We start from the raw sequence: 19,913 nt of genomic DNA on the forward strand, positions 1-19,913 counted from the left end.
GGAGGAACCGCGATGTTTGCCCGGTCCGTCGCTGCGCAACGCGTGCACCTGACACGTCGGTTGGCGGGGAAGGGGCGTCGGCCGTTGATTGCGTCACTGGTGGTGGCCCTGGTCGCCTCGCTGGTGCAATTCGTTCCCTCGCCGGGCGAGGCTGTGGCGGGGCCGCAACCCGTGCGGCCACCGGTGGAGAAGCTGGACCACGACGGCGGTCCGGTGTCCGGTCGGGCCTGGTCGCAGCACCGGATCCGGGACGCGGCGATGCCCGCGCCGGTGTGGCCCAAACCGGCGACCGCAAGAGTCTCACTTTCGGCAACGACTGCACCAGCGACGGCTCTGCGCGCGACTGCCGTACCACGGGGGGTGAAGGCCGGTGACCTGCCCGTGTGGGTGGACCGGGCAACCGGCCCGGACAGCGGGCGACTCTCGGCTGTTGACGTGCAGGTGCTCGACCACAACACGGTCCCTCGCGCCTGGCGCGATGGCCTGGTCATGACGGTGACCGCCCCGTCGGGCAGCGCGACCGGCCCGGCGAAGCTGTCGGTGGACTACAACGCCATCCGCACCGCGGCGGGCGGGTCCTGGGCGTCACGGCTGCGGCTGTGGCAGGTGCCGCGCTGTGCGCTGACCACCCCGAATGCGCCATCCTGCCGGTCGGTACCGTTGCCCACCACCCTGGACCCTGCGACGGGAGTGGCCTCGGCAACGGTCCGCGTCGACCCTGGCACACCCGCCGCGGCACCTGCGGCAGCGCCGGCCACAGGACGACCCGCGGCACCGGCGGCTGCTGCTGCGGCGCAGCCGGCCGCGCGCACGGCGGCGACCGGGTCGTTCGTTGCACTGGCCGCCGCACCCTCAGGCAAGGACGGCGATGCCAGCGCCACACCTCTGGCCTCATCGGCAACCTGGTCGTCCGGGGGTAACGCGGGCGACTTCACCTGGAGCTATCCGATGCGGGTGCCGCCCGCGACCGGCCCGACCCCAAGCATCAGTTTGGGGTATTCGTCGGCGTCGGTGGATGGCCGTTCGGAGGTGACGAACAATCAGCCGTCCTGGATCGGTGAGGGGTTCGACTATGCGCCCGGTTACATCGAGCGCCGTTACGTCCCGTGTGCGGAGGATTCGAAGAACGGGGCGAACAGCACCCGGCAGAGCGGTGACCTGTGCTGGCGGTCGGACAACGCGACCATGGTGCTGGGCGGCCACGGCGGCGAGCTGGTCTTCCAGAACGGTAAGGGCTGGCACTCCCGGGACGAGGACGGCTCGAAGATCGAGAAGCTGACCGGTGCCGGCAACGGAGACGGAGGCGACTCCGGCTACGGGGATGTGGGGGAGTATTGGAAGGTCACCGCGACCGATGGCACGCAGTTCTTCTTCGGCCGCGACGATCTGCCCGGCGAGTCGGAGCAGACGAACTCGACGCTGACCGTGCCGGTGTTCGGCAACCACCCGGGCGAGCCCTGCCACGCAAACACGTTCACCGGTTCCGCTTGTCGACAGGCGTGGCGGTGGAACCTCGACTACGTCGTCGACGTGCACGGCAACACGATGTCGTACTGGTACGGCAAGGAGACCAACAAGTACGCCCGCAACGCCACCGACTCCGACACCGTCAGCTACGACCGCGCGAGCTACCTGAAGCGCATCGACTACGGCACCTACGACCGCACCAGTGCGGTCCATGGGGTGAGCGAGCGCAGCACCAACCCGTACGCGCAGGTGTTGTTCGAGACGGACATGCGTTGCTTCACCGACTGCGGCACCGAAGCGGATCCGGTGAAGGCGAACTGGAAGGACACCCCGTGGGACCAGAGCTGTGACGCGTCGGCGACCTCGTGTCCGCGCCAGTATCAGCCCACGTTCTGGACCACGAAACGCCTGAAGAAGATCACCACGCGGGTGTGGGACACCACCAAGGCCACACCCGCATGGCAGGACGTCGAGTCGTGGACCCTGTCGCACACGTTCTCCGCGACCGCCGACTCCACCCACACCGGCCTGTGGCTCGACCGCATCGACCACGCAGGCCTGGTCGGGGACACCGTCAATCTGCCGCCGGTGACGTTCGAAGCGGTGTCGCTGCCGAATCGGGTGCTGACGGAGAACGGCACGTCCAACAATTGGCTGCGGATCTCCAGTATCGTCACCGAGACCGGCGCCCGGATCAAGGTGGACTACTCCGCACCCGAGTGCACGGCCGCGATCGTGGACAAGCTGGCCCCGGAGGCCGACACCCGGCGCTGCTATCCGGTGCGGGTGCTCGATCCGAACGATCCGAACGGGGAGCGGCTGCTCACCGAGTGGTGGAACAAGTATGTGGTCGAGCATGTCGCCGAGGACGATCTGCAGATCTCCGGCGGCCAGCCCGCCCCATCGAAGCACACCCGCTACGAGTACGTCGGCGACCCAGCCTGGCATTACGACGACAATGACAGCCTGACCCGGCCAGACCGCAAAACCTGGGGACAATGGCGCGGCTACTCCCAGGTCAAGACCCGGGTTGGTGACGAGCCGGACACCCGCACCCTGACCGTCACGACGTTCCTGCGCGGCATGCACGGCGACCGGACGGCGCCGTCCGGGGGCACCCGCACCGTGACCGTGCCCGCCTCCCTCGGGTCGGAGACCGTTTACGACGAGGACCAGTTCGCCGGCCAGGTCCGTGAACAAGTCGTCTACAACGGCGTCGAATCCAAGCCCGTGTCCAAGACGGTCAACGTGCCGTGGCGTTCCCCGCCGACCGCCAGCCGCACGATCAACGGTGACCTGGTCGAGGCTCGCTTCATCAACACGCAGGCCACATATGCCGCTACGGCGCTCGGGGTTGACGGCAGCCGGGGCTGGCGCACTTCGGGCGTCCATTCGGGTTTCGACAACAGCTACGGCACGGTCAACTGGACCCAAGACGACGGCGACGTCGCCAAATCCGGCGACGAGAAATGCGTAACCTATACGTACAACCGGAACCTGGACAAGAACCTCACCGGCACCGTTCAGCAGACCACATCCACCGCCCTGCCGTGCGGTAGCAGCGCCAAGAGCGCCGACGATGTGATCTCCGATGCCCGGGTGTTCTACGACGGTGCCACCGACGCCGACCCGAAGCCGCCGGTGTTCGGGGCGGTAACGTTGTCGCAGCAGCTCAAGGACTGGACCGCGGACGGCGGGACGCAGTGGCAGACCGTCGCGGAAGCCACCTACGACACCGCCGGCCGGGTGCAGACGGCCACCGACATCCGACGCAATGTCACCAAGACCACCTACACCCCGGCTGTCGGCGGACCGCTGACCAAGGTGACCACCGAGAACGCCCTGCGCTGGACGAGCAACGCGGCGACGAACCCATACTGGGGGTCACCGACCACCACGGTGGACCAGAACGGCAAGATCACCGGTGATGTCGAGTACGACGCGCTGGGCCGGGTATCGAAGGTGTGGCAGCTCGGCTGGCCCAAAGCCGCCAACCCCACCAGGCCGTCGGCGCAGTACACCTACAGTTACGCCGCACAACGTGACGCATACCCGTATGTCATCGCGCCCGGACTCTGAACGCGGGCGGCAACTACATCGCCACCTATCAGATCGCGGATGCCCTTCTGCGGCCGAGGCAGACCCAATCGATCACGCTCGACGGCAGCGGTGACCGGGTCGTGACCGACACGATCTACGACGCAGTCGGCCGGGCCGCCACCACCTACAGAGCACATGCCGAGCCCGGACAGCCGGAAGGCAAACTGTGGGCCGAGCCCGAATGGTCGGTTCCCGCCATCACCCGGACCCTGTACGACCGGGCATCACGTCCCACTAACACGATCTTCCTGGCCGGTGACGGGGTTACCAACCTGGTCGAGAAATGGCGGACGGTCACCGCGTACGAGGGTGACCTCACCAAGGTCACTCCGCCGGCCGGCGGCACGCCTACCAGTACGGTGACCGACATCGAGGGTCGGGTGGTGGGGCTGCGCCAGCACACCACCCCGGCCGGCGTGGACGGATCATTCCAAGAGACGACGTATCAGTTCAACCGCAAGGGCCAGTTCGTCAGGTCCGTCGACGTGGCGGGAAATGAGTGGACCAGCACCTACGATGCGAAGGGCCGGCTTTCGCAAAGTACCGACCCGGACAAGGGCTCTGTTTCAAGCACTTACAACGACGCTGACGATCTGGTCACGACGACCGACGCCCGTGGCAAGACGCTGTGGCACGGTTATGACCAGCTCGGCCGCCAAAAGGAACTCCGCGACGATTCGCAGACAGGTGCGCTGCGGGTGGCGTGGAAGTATGACGCGCTCTACGGCAGCAGCCAAGCCAACTTCAAGGGCCAGCTGACCCAGACGCTGCGCTACGAACCTGCCGGATCCGCCAACATCTACAAATGGCAGGTCCGCAAGTTCAACGAGCGCTACCAGCCTACCGGCGTCAACTACGTCATCCCGGACACCGAAACCGGCGTGGGCGGTACCTACGTTTACGCCTACGGCTTTGCGGATCCCAACGGGGCACCCACCTCGATCACATATCCGGCGGCCAACGGCCTGGACACCGAAGAAGTCACCACCGGCTACGACGCCGTGACCGGCATGCCCACCCGCCTGGGCACTAACCTGGAGAAGTTGGACGACACCATGGCGGTCGCCGTCTACACCGCCTACGGCGAACGGTCCAGCTCCACCTACAAGATGATGGCCGACGGCCACTACACCCAAGACCTCGTCTACCGCGACCCGACCACCCGCCGGATCACCCGCACCACCATCCTGCGGGAAACTGCCAACGGGACCATTTCGGACCGCAACTACGACTACGACCCCGCCGGGAACATCCTCTCCATCCAGGAGAAACCCCAGACCGGTGACAGCGACACGCAATGCTTCCGCTACGACACCCTCGACCGGTTGACCAGCGCCTGGACCCCGAAGACCGACGCGCCCTGCGCGACCAGCCCGACGGTCGCGAACCTGGGCGGCCCGGCTCCGTACTGGCAGGACTGGACGTTCAACAGCACCGGCTCCCGCCTCACCGAAACCAGCCACACCACCGGCGGAGACACCAACCGCAGCTACACCGTCCCGGACGGCGGCCGAGGCGTCGCGCGTCCCCACGCGGTTACCGCGATGACCACGACCGGTCCGGACCAGAGCGCGGTCACCTCGCAGTACCGCTACGACGCGGCCGGCAACACCACCTGCCGCCCGGCCGACGACCACACCGGCAACAGCTGCGACACCAACACCGGCAGCCAAACGCTGGCCTGGGACACCGAAGGTGAACTGGCCACAATCACCACCAGCGGGGATGCCGAGACCAACGTTTACGACGCCGCCGGCAACCGGCTCATCCGCCGAGACGCCACCGGCACCACCCTCTACCTACCCGGAGAGGAAATCCGCCGGGAAAGCGGCGCCACCACCGGCACCCGCTACTACAGCCTCGCCGGCACAACCGTCGCCTCCCGCAAGAACTCCTCCAGACTGAGTGACCTCACCTGGCTCTACAGCGACCACCAAGGCACCCAACAGATCGCCGTCAACGCCGACACCCAAAAGGTCGACATCCGCCGGCAGACCCCCTACGGCGCGCCCCGCGGCACCAACCCGGCCTGGGTCAATAACAAGGGCTTCGTCGGCGGCGACAACGACCCCACCAACCTCGTCAACATCGGCGCACGGCAGTACGACCAAAGCCTCGGCAGGTTCATCTCAGTCGACCCCCTCATGGACCTTGCGGACCCCGAGCAATGGAACGGCTACGCCTACGCCAACAACAGCCCGGTCAGCCACAGCGACCCAACCGGTCTGCGCATCGACGGAGACCGTCCCGGCTGCACCACCGGCAACGGTGGCAAATGCGGTGGCAGGCCCACCCCGGAGCCGCGCCCCATTCAACACAATCCCGTCAGCTATACCGAGATCGGCAAGGGTAGCGCCAAATTTGCTGGCGTAACGGTTACCGACGATCAAGCACCGGATAAATACGCATACTGGTTGCAAGTCAACCGGGCATACAAATACTGGGCCGGCAGTCCAGGCGGGAACCGACTAGGTGCCGACACCCTGCTCGTCAGAGCCATGGACATGGCGTGCCAACAAATGCATACCCAATGCACCAACGTGTATGCAAAGGCCGTCCATGACACCAACATGGCAATCAGCCTCAGGGCAACCGGCTGCACTGGTGGCTGCCTCGCATACAGATCCAACCTCGGTAGTGCCGTCGAGAACGACGACAACGCAGGCAACGGCCTAGCTGGCCGACTCCTCGCGAGCAACCGCATCTCCATGCGAGCCTTCGACGACCTGGACGACATCGCCAACGGAGCGAAGCTCGCCTGCATTGGCGCGAACAGCTTCTCCCCCGACACACGCGTCCTGATGGCCAACGGAACAACCAAACGGATCTCCGAGATCCGTACCGGCGACCACGTACGCGCCACCGATCCCCAAAGCCACAAGACCAGCGCTCGGAAAGTCACCCAGCTTCACATCAACATCGACACCGAGCTGGTCGACCTGACCATCAAAACCCGTCACGGGCGCTCCACCGTCCTCCACACCACCGAGCACCATCCCTTCTGGAGTCCGAAGCGGCACACGTGGGTCAACGCCGGCGACCTACGCCCAGGCGAAACGCTGCACACCGCGACCCGGCGCACCCGGGCTACCGTTCGCGCAGTCCGCCACTTCCCCGGCCGGCGCGCAATGCACAACCTCACCATCGCCGACGTCCACACGTACTATGTGCTCGCAGGTAACACTCCGGTACTGGTCCACAACGTTAGTGAGTCTTGCGACATCCCCGCCGCAGCTGCGCGGAGACCGTCTTTCCGAAAGGGTACGGAGAGGGATGCCTTGGAGGCTGCTCCCCGTGCTGCCGATGGTGGCCCAGCCTGTCCCGGCTGTGGTACAGAGATTGGGCGCGGAAAAATCGAGTATGGTGGGCGCATGCGTCGTGACTTCGATCTTGACCACTACAATGGGACATGGGCGGAGCGGAAGAGGCAAATGCCGTCCGATATTTCTCGTGCAGACGTAATTGATATCTATCAGGAGGACGTTCGCGCCACGTGCCCAATATGCAACCAGAATCACAGCCTAGAAGGGCGTTAGATGAGTGCACTACGGGACCATTTGCAGGCGCATTTAGGAACTCAGGCCCAGATGGACCGAATAGGACTCGAAGCTCACGGCCGCGTGGTTGAATTCGGCTATTTTAAGAATCAACCCTGCGATGGGGCTACTACGCTGGTAACTGCCGGTTTAAGTGAGCTGCCCAATCATCGCCTCCACGAGGAATTGGTGATGTCGGCATGGTCGGGTGAGTTCACGGTCGGGCTACGCCAGGTCGTGGAACTTATTGTGCGTCAGCTCGCCGAGGGTAGGGAGCCCCTTCTTTACGGTGACGTAATTGGACCTGCTGGGCCCTTAACTGAGGGAACCAAGATGGAGGCATTGTACGTTTGCCAGCCGACGTATTTCGATGATGGGTTTGCAGCTTTTGACACAGATGACGGCTGCCGGATCCGACTGAGGTGGCTTATCCCTATCTATGCTAGTGAGGTCAAAATAATCGCGCAGCGCGGGTCGGAATATTTCGAAACGCTGCTGGAAGATGTGGACCCGGATCTCTTAAGCCTTGGCCGGCGTCCAATCGGATAGGGCGCTGAGAGCAGGGTTCTTGCTGGACTTGCGTCACGACAAGCGGATCGAGGCGCTGAAGCCCGGCGACAATTGCGGTGGCGACGTCTCTGGTCACCCGAGAGCCCTGCCAATGCGCTGATGGTGGTGTCCCGAAAGTGCGCAATGGCGCGCTCGCAGGAGACGTCCATCCGAGGACCGGAGTGCCGTTCGATGAGAATGGGTTCCCTGATCTTCCGATTTCGTCACCCCGACGCCGGGCAGGATCCCGCGACCGACGGCAGCGGCACGCCCAACGCGGGCAGCCCCAGGGCGACCAGGCCGCCGAGTTGTCACGACGACCAGGGCGAGCTTGAACCGTGGTGTTTGTGATGCTGAGTGGCATCGTGACGTCTGGCAGGTCGTCGGCATCCTCGGACACCCGATCGTCGAATGCGCAGATCTTGGAATGCGCCGGGGCGAGGGTCCACACAGCATCCTCATCGCCATCTGGCACATGCTCAGCAACGACATCGACTACCAAGACCTCGGCCCCGACCACTTCCGTAATCGCGTCGACCCTGCGAAGCAGGCCAGCCGCCTCGTCCACCAACTCCAGCAACTCGGCTACCAGGCCGTCCTCACCCCAGTCGGCTGTAGTCTATTTTCGACTGGGTCCCCTCGCACCTTTGACGTGCACAGCGTCTGCTGGAGCGAAGGACCTTCTTGTCAAGGACACCTGACCGGGGGTCTGGTGTCCCAATCTCTGGAGTCGTCGAGGGAGACGGAAGCACACCACGCGCAAGTGGCTCAGGGCGGCGTAGGAGGCGGCCGGGTGAGCGTCGCGGCTGCGGCCGATTGTTCGTGCGGTTCGGTTACCGTGCGCTCATGTCGCCGTTAAGGTCCATGCGCGTGCTTGTGGAGCGCATCCCTCGTCGGCTGCGGCCGGTGCTCGTCGGGGTGGGGATCGGGGCAGCTTTCGTCCTGGTGTGGTTGGCGCGCGACGAGCACACCGCAAGGCCGGAGCTGCTTTCGGGCACGGTGATCTGGTCGAACGAGGAGACCCGCAGGAATGTGGTCGAGGTTGGCGGCCGAGACAACGGCACGCGCGAGTATTACGTTGCCGCGCAGCAGTGGACGGACGCTGACGGGACCGTCCAGAGCCACGGGTACCCCAGTTGCCCGGTGGCTCACCCGGGCGATCCGATACGCACTGACCGCAGGTGTCGGCGTACGGGTTCCAATAGTCATACGGCGCGTTGGGCACGAGGTCTGTGACGTTCAGTGTGACGGCTCAGAGGTGGTCGGTTCGTCGATCTCCACGGGTTGCTCAAACAGCACGCCAAATGACCATGGGCTGACCCGGTCACGATCATCGGCCCGGTACCCGGTGCACTTGAAGCCTTTGGTCCGACGAGTGATCGTCGTTAGCTGGACGCGCACGATGCTCGTGTCGGTGTGCAGATGCACGATGTCTCCGACCCGTAGTTGTTCGGCAGGGACGACGCGGATCATGCGGTGGAGTTTGGCTCGTCGACGCGGAACGGACAACCGGTTTGGAAGATCGTCCGGCGGAGCCTGGTATGGCCAAAAGGGCAGCTCATGGGTCCAGGGTGGCGCCCACTGGTGCCCGTTCGTGACCGTACGAGGACTTGGCCCCTGGCCCGTGGATGGCCCGCCGGTTCTAGGCTCGCGCGGTGATCAGACGACGGCCCGCCACCACGACCGATCTGGTGCCCGCCGGCAAGATCAGTAGGGCGTGGATCGCTGGTGCCACGGTGCTGATGTTGGCGGCCGTCGCTTGCGTGGCATGGCTCAGGCCATGGCGTCCCGGCGACGACGAGCTCGTCGCCGACGTACGTGGTGAACTGGACGCCCGGGTGGTTCGTGCCCTGGAGGGCTTCGAGGATCCGGACGCGCCGCTGGCGGCCACTGGTCGGCTGTTCTGTGCGGTTCGCATCCTTGGCACCGATCCGGCGGTCGTGTCGGCCGCAGCGCAGGTGAGGACGGCGTACGTGTGGGCGCTGTGCAGCACGGCGCACGGGAATGGGGAGCCTGATTCCGGTTCTTCGATGCCGCTCGCCGTGCGTCTGACGGATCCGGTCAAGGTTGTTGGACCGGGTGACGGGAGCTTGTGGGAGCCGGATGTCCGGCGCATCTTCCCGCCACATGTGCAGCAACTGATTTTCGACAACACCTATGGCGTCGAGCTGGAGCCCGCGCTGCAGCACCGGTTGCGCCAGGCCCCCTGCTGCTGAACGTGCTCGGCAGTCTGTCTGAAAATCGGAAGGTCGGCGGTTCGACCCCGCCCCTGGCCACCAGCGCCCAACCGGGCTTCGTCGTTGTGGCGGTGGTCGCACCCCCCGGGTGACCGTTGCTCACCGCCGATCACCCATGATCACTGCCCTTAGTCGCACGCAGATCGCACGGCTGGCGCCGCACTGCTGCCATCCACTGGGGATGGCCACGGCCTGGTCCTCAAGCTCGATCGGAACGCCAAGGCGACCACGGGTATCCGGGGGCAAGCAGCTCGCTGGCGCGGCCGATCGCCCCGCCCTCGACGGGCCTCAGCCCCCGCTGGCGATCGGCACGGCCCCGACGGGGTGCTCAAACTGATCTGCACCGCGCCGATGATGTCGACGGCAGCGCCTCAACGAAGGTACTGCGGCCAGGGCGCGCCTCATTTGCCGCTACGCCGGTACGGAGGTGGGAGGTCAGGATGTCCGGTCGCACGCGTCGACGAGCCAGACACGCTTGGACCTACCCGCCGGAGGAGCGCGGTCGCCGGATTCTGTGGCGCACGACGACCGCCGCTGCCTACCTAGCGCTCACCGCCGCCGTCGTATGGTTTGCGCGCCTCCGGGGATGGAGCGATGGGTGGGTACCCAAGAGGGGGCTCATCGGGATCGTGGCGCTGCCGTACTGGGCGGTGGTGACCGCCGTCTGGAAGCGTTATGGCCCGTACATGCCGCAGCTGCACGGTGATGGGCGGCCTGGCAGGCTGCCGCCAGAACCGTCGTCCGGCGATGGCCAGTCCGACGCAGAAGGTCAGGGCTGAAGCCCGTAACTTTGGATCCACGAGCGGCTCGTTCGAGCATTGGTGCGGCCCCCGCACCGGCCGATGCCGGCCGCAGGCCCATTTCGTCACGGGTCAGGACGCACCATCATCCTCGTCGGTCCTCCGCCTGCGGCGATTCCAGTGCCCCAACAGGCGCAGCACTGCGAGGCACACTGGCGGTCCCAGCACGCCTTGAATCAGCCCGGCGCTCCAGTTGGTCCCGACGCCGGGCCGCAGCCACTGCCCTGCGGTGTAGAGGGCCACCAGCACGGGGCTGAGCAGAACTGAGTAGACGAGCCACATCCACAAAAGGTCCCGACGGCTCATGACGGCGAACCGGTCCCAGAGAGGGTCGGGTCGGGAGTCCTCGCGGCTCATTGGCCGGTAACGTCGCGGGCCCATGAAGGTCTGGACCTCGGCCTCACATCCACGGTCGCCCCCGCGTTGGTGAGCAGAAGGCTGATCCGTTCGGCGCTTTCGCTCGCCAGGTCATCCCACACTGGCCGAGAGGGATTCTGCGCCCGATTGAGGGCTTCGCCAAAGTTCAGGCCGCCGTGCTTCCTCAAGAGCCCAGCAACCTGCACGAGGTCCCGGCCCGGGTCGGTGACGAACAATGCGGTAGTGCCCCCTTGCTCTACCCGCCACGAAGCCGGCCTGCCGTCCATTACGTAGCGCCACCACTGCTTGGAGCCGGAGGCAGCGAGCATCACCAGCGGGAAGCTGACCCAATGCAACGTGGAAGCGACCGCGCCTGTTGTCATGCCTTCGGCAGCGCTGCCCGCAACGGCTAGCACAACGATGGTGATGATGCGCGGCGCGGCGCGGCGCAGCCTCGCTCCGAGCGCCCGGGCAGATCGTTCAGACGGCGGCTGCTTCAGATCACCCGGACAGTCACCCACCACAGGATTTCACCCTCCGGCTAATCGACGTTCCCGCATGTCAACGACCAACGAACGGAAGAAGACCGGCTACCTCGAACGGTTCGACGCTCGTCGTGCGGCATGATACGAATACCGAAATGGATCGGCAGTCAGCCGATAAGCCGGAATCCGCTGCCGAATGGCCAGCGGGCATACCGCCAGCCACAGAGGCCTCGTGTGCGCCATGAACATCGAAAGCCTCGTCAAAGCTTCCGTCCTCCGCCGAGACGGGCCACCATCACTCGGCGCAGTCTCGGGTCTCGGGTCGAATGTCAGGCTCCACTTGACGTTACGGATTTGGGTCATATGATCCGTGACAACCCCGGCAAGACAAACACGGGCTTAGTTGATCGACTGGAGCGGACCGGCCGGCGTTAGCGCAGGCATCAGGCACAGGAGACCTTCGGGGAGACTGGCTGTCCAAGAGGCTATCTCGGCCGTCACTTTGACAAGCCTAACCTCGATATAGGGGCTGGCCGTCGGAGTCCACTGCCGGGCCCCAGGTGTCGAGGTGCCAGTCATCGTCATGAGCATCGAGGTGAGCCTGCACCGTGTCCAGTTCCTCCCGGGTCCACCGCGACGGCAGAACACAGAAGCGGTTGGGGAGTTGCGCCCGCAAGACGGCCGTTGCGGCGTCGACATCGGTGGCCGCGACGACGAGGACGGCCTGGTCGCGACTGGGCCGGAAGATAACGATGCTGACCGCGATGTTGTCCAGACCGTCCAAGTCGAAATCGAGGTTTCATCCACCTCACCGCGTGGCCAACCACCGGGCGGTGCCGGACACGGCGGGTTGGTCCAATCCGGCACGGGGTTCATGCATTCCGACGCGGCCACGGGTGAAGGCAAGGTCAGCGACTGCGACTGCACCTGAATAGCGTCGCCGAGCCAAATTCCGGTCACTGTCACGCAGCCAGGCACGATGTGGTTAAGTCCGAACTCTGCCGGGACAGCCTCGAGGTCCGCATCAATGAGCCGAATTGAATTGCGGGACCGAGGCCGCGGGCGAGGCGGATCAAACAGCTCTAGGGACATGAAGCGGGCAAGGTCGAGCCATTGACCCTCGCCGTCGGCAAGCAAGCGGCCCCAGCCGGTGATCTGGTCACCCACCTCAAAGACCAAGGAATCCGGGTCCATGCACTCATCATGCGCGCACGCGGCGAGCTGAGACGCAACGACCGGCCCCCCGCACTCGGCGGAGCTCGCTACGCGATGTCACGGCCGAACCGCAATGGGCCGCGCACGCCTGTAGCCGACAAGCGCAGCGACTCAGAGCTCTGCGAATGTGATCACGAGGTCCTGGGGCGCCTCCGGGCTGTCCAACGCCCATGCCCAGCCGGGAAGAGCACCGGCCTCGGCGAAGAACTCGTCGAGCGTCTTGCCGAATGACCATAGGTGGCCGCAGCCAAGTCCTTCGGTCGCCGCATGGGCAGCCCAATAGAGCGTGCAGCTCAGTTGCCACACCGGCGCGTCCACACCACCAGCCCCGGCGAACTGCCGCGTGAGATCAGCGGAGAACTCAGGCCTGCCACGGAAGTCGTAGGTTCCGAACTGGGCGAGGACTCCGTCACCGTCTTCCTCGGGCGGCAGTACCCCCTCGACCGGGAGCGCGGCGAACCCGCGGAAGACCTCGACGGTCGTTCGCACGGCGGCCGGGGTCATCGCGTCCGGGTTCACGCCGGCATCGGCAAGCATCGACACCAGGGCGTCCCTGGTCGCGAGGATCAACATGAACGGATTGCCTCGCTTCCGTCGCTCTCATTTGCGCCGACAATCGCAGGCTCGCTCTCGGCAACTGGCGACTCTCGACGACGAACCCAGATGCCGTGCCCGGCCTGGGGCGGCACGGCTCGTTTTCCGGAGGGGCCGATGGGTCAGCGCTTGGCGTGGAAAGCCTCGACGATCGAGGACGGGATGCGTCCTCGATCCGATACCTCGTAGCCGCTCCTGGTGGCCCACTCGCGGATGGCCTGGTTTTGATCCCGGTTCGCCCGGCTCGGTGCTGCCGCAGCGCGGGAAGTGATACGTCCGTGCGTGGCGGTGCGGCCGACTCGGGAGGCGACCGTCAGGTAGGGGTCGAGTGCCTTACGGAGCTTGCCCGCGTTCTTCTCGGACAGATCGATGGTGTAATTGACGCCGTCGAGCCCGAACTCGACGGTGCGGTCGGCGTCCCCGCCGGTGAGGTCGTCGGTGAGCAGCGTGATGATTTGCTTGGCCATAGTCTCTTCACTCCCCGTAAAGTGGGAAATGCCGCGCGGTGAATCCGCGGCCACGGGCAAATCCTAGCCGCCGAGTTTGTCCCACCGTTCGGCGCATTGACCAAACCACGACACCAGCCCGCATCCGATCCCCAGAAGTGCATCCGAGTCTGCGATCCGCTCGCTACCCGCCGTCCCATCCGGCCGCGTCACCTAATTTAGCCGCACGGTCGGGCCGAGAAGTGTGCCTACCACGGCCAGCCTTGAACAAGGTCGGCCTCAATCTCACCAACCCGAACGACTTCGCCCTGGTCGCGATGCTCGGCCTGCTCGGGTTGCGGATCTTCGAAGCCTGCGGGGCCAGCATCGCCGATCTGGGCGAGGAACACGGCCACCGCGTCCTGCGCGTGTGCGGCAAGGGCGGCAAAGTCGTCCTCGTCCCGCTACCGCCCGCAGTGGCCAAGCGGTCGACCGTGCCGTCAACGGCCGCCGCGTCGGGCCGATCCTGCGGAACACACTCGGCGCCCGGATGGACCGGCACGCTGCTACCCATCGACTCAGGCGCCTTGCCGACGCCGCTAACGTGCGGATGCCGCGGATGCACCCGCACATGCTGCGGCACACCTTCGTGACCACCATGCTCGATGCCGGGGGTCAGCACCCGCGATGTCCAGATTGCCGCCCGTCACGCCGACCCACGTACAACGATGCGTTACGACCGGACCCGCAAGAACCTCGACCGGCACCCCGAACTACGTCCGCGCCGCCTACATGGCATCCGGCACATAGTGACGATGCCGATGAGCGGATGTCTACGCTGCCGCTGTGGACGCGGACGACTTCTGGACCTTCATCGAGCTCTCCCACCGAGCCGGACCCAAGCCGGGCGACCGTGAGGCCTTTCTGGCTCACCGGCTGAGCCGGATCTCCCGCTCCCACCTGCTCGACTTCGTCCAGCACCTGTCCGCAACCCGGGAACCGGCCAACACGTACCGCCTGTGGCGAGCCGCGGACATCCTCATGGCAGGCGGCTGCAGCACCGACGGATTCCACTACTTCCAGATGTTGGCTCGTCGGGCTCGGTTGCACAGCGTACGAGCGAGCGATCGCCGACCCCGACAGTCTCGCCACGGTGCCGGCCGTACAGCGGCTGGCGTCTCTCCCACGGCCTGGCAGGACGACGACTACCCCACGTGGGAGTCGTTGGGGGACTGTAAGAAAAACGGTGTAACTCCTGATCAAGGAGACGCCTGATGACCGTGACGATCGAAGCCGCCGTGGATACTGCCGCGGTGGCGATGAAGAAGGACCCGGCGGTCTCGCCGGAAGCCGTGGACGCCGAGTTGGTCGGCCGGTTGGTTGAGCAGGCCCGCGCCGCGGGCCTGCAGCTGACCGGCGAGGGCGGTCTGCTGCAACAGCTGACCAAGCGAGTGATCGAGGCCGCGCTGGACGGCGAGATCACCGACCACCTCGGCTATGACAAACACGACCCGGCCGGCAAAGACGGCGGGAACTCCCGCAACGGTTCTCGGGCCAAGAGGGTGCTGACCGACGTCGGGCCGGTCGAGATCACCGTGCCGCGCGACCGCGACGGCTCGTTCGAACCGCAGATCGTCCGCAAGCGGCAACGCCGGCTGACCGGCGTCGAGGACATGGTCCTGTCCCTGTCAGCGAAGGGTTTGACGACCGGGGAGATCAGCGCTCACCTGGCAGAGGTGTATGGCGCCGACGTATCTCGCCAGACGATCTCCACGATCACCGACAAGGTCATAGACGGCATGGCCGAGTGGCAGAACCGGCCCCTCGACAAGGTGTATCCGGTGGTGTTCCTGGACGCGATCAACGTGAAGATCCGCGACGGGAAAGTCGCCAACCGGCCCATCTACGTCGCCCTCGCGGTCACCACCGAAGGCACCCGCGACATCCTCGGGTTGTGGGCCGGTGACGGTGGTGAGGGCGCCAAGTTCTGGTTGACCGTGTGCACCGAACTGAAGAACCGCGGTGCCGACGACGTGCTGATGGCCGTCTGCGACGGCCTCACCGGCCTACCCGACGCCATCAACACCGTATGGCCCCGGACAGTGGTGCAGACCTGCGTGGTCCATCTGCTGCGGAACTCGTTCAAGTACGCGTCCCGCCAGCACTGGGACGCGATCGCGAAGGCCCTCAAGCCGGTCTACACCGCGGCGACCGAGGCCGCCGCCGAGCAGCGGTTCCTCGAGTTCGCCGAGACCTGGGGCGACAGATACCCGGCGATCGTCAGGCTGTGGGAGAACGCCTGGGCGGAGTTCGTACCGTTCCTAGCGTTCGACACCGAGATCCGAAAGGTCGTCTGCTCAACCAACGCGATCGAGTCGGTCAACGCCCGGATCCGCCGGGCCGTGCGAGCCCGCGGGCACTTCCCGAACGAGCAAGCCGCTCTGAAATGCGTCTACCTCGCCGTGATGGCCCTGGACCCGACCGGCACCGGCCGACGCCGCTGGATCACCCGCTGGAAACCCGCCCTCAACGCCTTCGACCTGGCCTTCGAAGGCCGACTCACCGCAGGCCGCAACTGACGCTCAACAAAGATCGAGTTACACCGTTTTCTTGACAGTCCCGTCGTTGGAATACGTGGCCTGCGAGGTCGGCGACCAGCGGGCGGACATCGGCGGGGACATCCGCGATGTCGTGCCGAGTTGAGTGCGTTTACTTAAGCGATGCCCGGACCATCGCCGAGCAAAATTCCTAGTTCGCTTACCAGCGAAGAAAATGTCGGGGCGACGACCCGCCAGTTGACACGGCTTGGCTCGGTCCAGATATCACTCGCTACGACTCGCGGATCCAAAGCGTTTGTTCGATAGTCAAGTGCGACCGCGGTGTCGTCGCCTGCGTGCTTGGCTACGGCGACAAAGAATGCCTTGTCCACGTCCAGCCGGGGCAGCGAGACGGGGGCTGTCGAGGAACCTCGGACGAAACTGAAGGTCTGAGCTGTGGTCTCTTCTTCGACCAGATGGTCGAGCGCGCGAGACTCCCGCTCCATGTCATGCACAGTGGCGAGAAAATCCAGCTCGTCCTCGAACCAAGGCATCGTTCGAGCGAGAGCCTCCTCGCCGGGGTGGCGCCACGCGCCATGTTGCAACAAGTGCAGTAGCAATTCGGGTACGACGAGGCCACGGACTCGAACCGTCGGCGTATCCCTGGACATGCACAACCTCTCTCGTCTGCCGCGGGGTAGCGCGGGGAGTATCTCATCGATGCCTGAAGCTCGCGCTCGGCGCTGTGCAGCCGGACTGTATGCCGCTGTGCAGGTACTGGATCAATACGCCCAGAGTGACGCGCCCTGCTTCATGACCTGTACGCCAACCTCGGTGCTTGTCGGCCACATCGTGAGTTGGTACTCCAGATGGTCCCCGGGCCCATCGGCGTTGTAGTTCACCGGCCGACGAGCCGTCTGCGCGTATGCGACGCGAACCCGATAGTGGCCTGGCGCCAGCAGAACGGGCTCCACCTCGTTCGGAAGCTCGGTAGCGCCGGTCAGGGCCACCCTGCCGGACGGAAGCGAGACATCGGCCTCGACGACATGGTCGAGGGAGTCGAGAGGCTCGGCTGAAGGTGGCGTGTCTCGCAACGTGAGCGTCGCCGGCACGTAGTCGTGGCGAGCCGTCCCCACCACGATGCAATGGCGTTCCACAGCGATGCGCCACGAGTCGTCGGCCTTGTCCCAGGTATCGCCGTCAAACACTCCATCTGTGGCTTCCGCGTCGGAGACCACGAAGGCCAGGTGGTCAGCGTAGGGCTCAAACCGGCGAACAGTCTCACGCCTATCGGTCACGGCGGGAATCTCCCAAGATCGACATATCTTTCGCGATGGCCCAACGCACTCACATACCGCCGAGATCGCGCGGGACGCCTCCCGGGGCGGGTTACGTGCGATAGGTTCGCAGCGATGATGGCTGGCTTTGCTGACCGCCCGCTGGTCTTCCTCGACGTGGATGGGCCGCTGATCCCCTTCCGCGCCCGACCGGTCCGACGCAGACTTCCCCCGCGTGATGGCGTTGGCTCGTCGAGCGACGCGTCGGGCAATCCCCTCGTGGACCGGCTCGACCCGGCGGATGGACGCAGGCTGTTGGAACTGGGTTGCCAACTCGTGTGGGCGACGACGTGGATGGGAGAGGCGAACGAAGTCATCTCGCCCAGGCTCGGGCTCCCGGAGTTACCCGTCGTCGACTTCCCCGACACCGACGATCAGCCGCTGCCTGGGCTGCATTGGAAGACGATGTTCCTCACCCAGTGGGCAGCCGGCCGCCCATTCGTCTGGATCGACGACGAGACGACTGACGCTGACCGGCGGTGGGTGATGGATAACCATCCGGGGAGGGCTTTGGTGCATCGCGCTGATCCGTTAGTCGGCCTTACCGATGCAGACTTTTCGACGATTCGTCGATGGCTCGCGGAGTTCCAACCGGCATGAGCTGGTTCACTCTCATGGCCGCGATCCGTTCGCTACTTGACGCGATGGCGGGTTGGTGTGACTGGACACCCAGTCGTAGCCGAGGAACGTGTGGTGGGCTGCTCGGTAGGGTCTCGGTGTGCGTTCGCTGACCGAGCTGCTTGACACCGATGATCCGGCGTGGCCCGAGATCGAGGTCGCCATTGTCGTGGCGCCTTATCCGGTTGTCGTGCTTGACGCTGACCCGCAGCGCGCCGATCAGGAGTTGCTGCGGGCACAGGTGACGACTCGGTCCTGGCTGGGTAGTGTGATCCACCACAGCGGCGGTCTGGTGCTGGATCACGGATGGCTGCGTGTCCTCGGGTCGGGCAGTGAACAACATGGTCTTGCCAGCCTTGGAGAGATCAATGAACGCATCGCCGGCGGACTGATCGTGGCGCAGGACGTCCTGGGAGGACAGTTCGCCTGGACGTCGGGTACGAGCGGCAAGCCGACGATCCGGTATCTGGCGCCCGACACTCTCCGGTGGGAAGACACCGAGTGCGGCTACGGCGACTGGCTCGGAGCCATGATCGGTGGTGCGATGGCGGGCTTCTACGAGGAACTGCGATGGCCGGGGTGGGCCGACGAAGTCGCAGCGTGTCGCCTCGACCAGGCCATTAACGTGTGGCCCCCGCTGTGGACACGGGAAGGTAAGGATCAAGACTCGGTCTCGCGCCGTTTCATCCCCATGTCCGAAGCAATGTCCCTGGTCGGCGTGGCCGAAACCGGCACGTAGGGACGACTCAGCGAGGGCAGCGCGGATGCCGCAGCCCCATTCGCATTGCAAGATCGGATGACCGGATTAGCCGCGGACAGGGCGCAGGGCTGGCCGATGGCCTCCACGCTGGCGCGTTGTCGTGAGCAGGCGGTCGGATGCTCGACTGGCCGCCGGCCGTCATGCTCGCCTCCTGCGAATCGTTAGGATGCCGGACCGTGGTCAACGACGAGGACGAAGCACCCGGATGGGACGCGATCGACACCGCGGTGCATTCCGTGGTGGCGGACCGCGACCCCTTTCATGTCGGGTTCGGCAACCTGCCCGGTCAGGGGCTCTTCGGCCTCAGCGCCTTCCGGGCTGACGGCCACTGGCTGCTGGTGACGTACGGGATGACCGATCTGTTCCTCAAAGACTCCGATGACCAGCAGGTCAGCGGCTGGGGCTACGAGCTGACCATGCGCGTTCCGCGGGACGCCGAGCAGCCGCCCGCATGGACGATCCGGCTGCTTGAACGTCTGTGCGACTACACGTGGAGCCACGGCAAGCCGTTCGCGTCAGGGCACCGCATGGAACCCGGAGGCCCGATCACCGGTCGTGACGACACGCGGCTGCGCGCTCTCGCCGTCACCCGAGACCCCGAGCTGCCCGCGATTGATTCCCCATTCGGCACCGTCCAGTTTCTGACGGTCGTGGGTATCACCACCGAAGAACTGGCCAGAATGAAGGCCACACGAACCGCCACCGTGCTCGCCGAACTCGCCACCCGCTCCCGCCTGCTGATCACCGACCCGTCACGCTGAACAGGCGGGCCGAACGATCGCTCGCGGGCAAGCGCCCGGGGACAGGCCGGTACAATTGCCGTGAACTGAGCCAAGATCACGTGCGCGAATCTAGCCGCGATCTGCTCGCTACGCACCGTCACGACCAGTGGCCCT

17 protein-coding genes, 1 tRNA gene and 3 pseudogenes are annotated in these 19,913 nt (G+C 65.4%); 14 read left to right on the forward strand and 7 right to left on the reverse strand.

The features are described from left to right. Positions 1-87 precede the first annotated feature (87 nt). The 3 genes and pseudogenes from ACMCNK_RS22500 to ACMCNK_RS22510 all read left to right on the forward strand — a co-directional run. Positions 88-5,795 (forward strand): annotated as a pseudogene (locus tag ACMCNK_RS22500) (RHS repeat-associated core domain-containing protein); the annotation flags it as partial. Between the two features lie 186 nt (positions 5,796-5,981). Beyond that, a complete protein-coding gene (locus tag ACMCNK_RS22505; protein WP_412740952.1) occupies positions 5,982-7,103 on the forward strand; it encodes a polymorphic toxin-type HINT domain-containing protein in 1,122 nt (373 codons plus the stop codon). Further along, positions 7,104-7,652 carry a suppressor of fused domain protein gene (locus ACMCNK_RS22510; RefSeq protein WP_412738361.1) on the forward strand — a complete coding sequence of 183 codons (549 nt, stop codon included), beginning with the start codon at positions 7,104-7,106 and terminating at the stop codon, positions 7,650-7,652. A gap of 1,239 nt (positions 7,653-8,891) precedes the next feature. On the opposite strand, the gene ACMCNK_RS22515 is transcribed toward ACMCNK_RS22510, so the two are convergent. Beyond that, the gene (locus tag ACMCNK_RS22515; protein WP_412738362.1) at positions 8,892-9,125 is read right to left on the reverse strand and encodes a hypothetical protein; all 234 of its coding nucleotides are present in this window, start codon (positions 9,123-9,125) and stop codon (positions 8,892-8,894) included. Positions 9,126-9,307: 182 nt separating this feature from the next. On the opposite strand from ACMCNK_RS22515, the gene ACMCNK_RS22520 reads away from it, so the two are divergent. Then, positions 9,308-9,868 (forward strand): hypothetical protein, encoded by a 561-nt coding sequence (locus ACMCNK_RS22520; RefSeq protein WP_412738363.1) that lies wholly within the window; start codon positions 9,308-9,310, stop codon positions 9,866-9,868. 2 nt (positions 9,869-9,870) lie between these two features. Next, positions 9,871-9,931 (forward strand) — tRNA-OTHER (locus ACMCNK_RS22525). Positions 9,932-10,761: 830 nt separating this feature from the next. On the opposite strand, the gene ACMCNK_RS22530 is transcribed toward ACMCNK_RS22525, so the two are convergent. Then, the gene (locus ACMCNK_RS22530; RefSeq protein WP_412738364.1) at positions 10,762-10,971 is read right to left on the reverse strand and encodes a hypothetical protein; all 210 of its coding nucleotides are present in this window, start codon (positions 10,969-10,971) and stop codon (positions 10,762-10,764) included. Between the two features lie 71 nt (positions 10,972-11,042). Then, on the reverse strand, positions 11,043-11,570 hold the full coding sequence (locus ACMCNK_RS22535) for a hypothetical protein (RefSeq protein WP_412738365.1): 528 nt from the start codon (positions 11,568-11,570) through the stop codon (positions 11,043-11,045). A gap of 529 nt (positions 11,571-12,099) precedes the next feature. Between ACMCNK_RS22535 and ACMCNK_RS22540 the strand changes: the two genes are divergently transcribed. Continuing rightward, positions 12,100-12,462 carry a hypothetical protein gene (locus ACMCNK_RS22540; RefSeq protein WP_412738366.1) on the forward strand — a complete coding sequence of 121 codons (363 nt, stop codon included), beginning with the start codon at positions 12,100-12,102 and terminating at the stop codon, positions 12,460-12,462. A gap of 395 nt (positions 12,463-12,857) precedes the next feature. Here ACMCNK_RS22540 and ACMCNK_RS22545 read toward each other — a convergent pair whose 3' ends face one another. Together ACMCNK_RS22545 and ACMCNK_RS22550 are read right to left on the reverse strand one after the other, a co-directional pair. Next, positions 12,858-13,319 (reverse strand): hypothetical protein, encoded by a 462-nt coding sequence (locus tag ACMCNK_RS22545; RefSeq protein ID WP_412738367.1) that lies wholly within the window; start codon positions 13,317-13,319, stop codon positions 12,858-12,860. 143 nt (positions 13,320-13,462) lie between these two features. Then, on the reverse strand, positions 13,463-13,807 hold the full coding sequence (locus tag ACMCNK_RS22550) for a histone-like nucleoid-structuring protein Lsr2 (RefSeq protein WP_412740953.1): 345 nt from the start codon (positions 13,805-13,807) through the stop codon (positions 13,463-13,465). Positions 13,808-14,049: 242 nt separating this feature from the next. Between ACMCNK_RS22550 and ACMCNK_RS22555 the strand changes: the two genes are divergently transcribed. The 5 genes and pseudogenes from ACMCNK_RS22555 (at position 14,050) to ACMCNK_RS22575 (ending at position 16,344) form a co-directional block, all read left to right on the forward strand. Further along, positions 14,050-14,418, forward strand: a complete 369-nt coding sequence (locus tag ACMCNK_RS22555; protein ID WP_412741091.1) for a hypothetical protein — start codon at positions 14,050-14,052, stop codon at positions 14,416-14,418. Beyond that, positions 14,316-14,705, forward strand: coding sequence for a hypothetical protein (locus tag ACMCNK_RS22560; RefSeq protein WP_412738368.1), 390 nt, complete (start codon positions 14,316-14,318; stop codon positions 14,703-14,705). Before ACMCNK_RS22555 ends, ACMCNK_RS22560 begins: the two co-directional genes overlap by 103 nt. Then, positions 14,612-14,827 (forward strand): annotated as a pseudogene (locus ACMCNK_RS22565) (DUF4240 domain-containing protein); the annotation flags it as partial. The gene ACMCNK_RS22560 and the pseudogene ACMCNK_RS22565, both read left to right, overlap by 94 nt. A 25-nt stretch (positions 14,828-14,852) precedes the next feature. Beyond that, positions 14,853-15,017, forward strand: a pseudogene (locus ACMCNK_RS22570) (hypothetical protein); the annotation flags it as partial. Positions 15,018-15,078: 61 nt separating this feature from the next. Next, complete coding sequence (locus ACMCNK_RS22575) at positions 15,079-16,344, forward strand: IS256 family transposase (RefSeq protein WP_412738557.1); 1,266 nt, start codon at positions 15,079-15,081, stop codon at positions 16,342-16,344. A 134-nt stretch (positions 16,345-16,478) separates the two neighbouring features. Here the strand turns inward: ACMCNK_RS22575 and ACMCNK_RS22580 are convergent, their stop codons facing one another. Continuing rightward, positions 16,479-16,973: a hypothetical protein gene (locus tag ACMCNK_RS22580; protein ID WP_412738369.1), complete on the reverse strand. Its 495-nt coding sequence runs from the start codon at positions 16,971-16,973 to the stop codon at positions 16,479-16,481. A 111-nt stretch (positions 16,974-17,084) separates the two neighbouring features. Next, positions 17,085-17,600, reverse strand: a complete 516-nt coding sequence (locus ACMCNK_RS22585; protein ID WP_412738370.1) for a hypothetical protein — start codon at positions 17,598-17,600, stop codon at positions 17,085-17,087. 114 nt (positions 17,601-17,714) lie between these two features. On the opposite strand from ACMCNK_RS22585, the gene ACMCNK_RS22590 reads away from it, so the two are divergent. The 3 genes from ACMCNK_RS22590 (at position 17,715) to ACMCNK_RS22600 (ending at position 19,778) form a co-directional block, all read left to right on the forward strand. Beyond that, positions 17,715-18,239: an HAD domain-containing protein gene (locus ACMCNK_RS22590; protein WP_412738371.1), complete on the forward strand. Its 525-nt coding sequence runs from the start codon at positions 17,715-17,717 to the stop codon at positions 18,237-18,239. A 118-nt stretch (positions 18,240-18,357) separates the two neighbouring features. Continuing rightward, on the forward strand, positions 18,358-18,996 hold the full coding sequence (locus tag ACMCNK_RS22595; RefSeq protein WP_412738372.1) for a DUF2625 family protein: 639 nt from the start codon (positions 18,358-18,360) through the stop codon (positions 18,994-18,996). Positions 18,997-19,133: 137 nt separating this feature from the next. Then, positions 19,134-19,778 carry a suppressor of fused domain protein gene (locus tag ACMCNK_RS22600; RefSeq protein WP_412738373.1) on the forward strand — a complete coding sequence of 215 codons (645 nt, stop codon included), beginning with the start codon at positions 19,134-19,136 and terminating at the stop codon, positions 19,776-19,778. Positions 19,779-19,913 lie beyond the last annotated feature (135 nt).

The sequence above is a fragment of the Krasilnikovia sp. MM14-A1259 genome (genome assembly GCF_047159535.1).
In the GTDB taxonomy this organism is placed as follows: Bacteria; Actinomycetota; Actinomycetes; order Mycobacteriales; family Micromonosporaceae; genus Actinoplanes.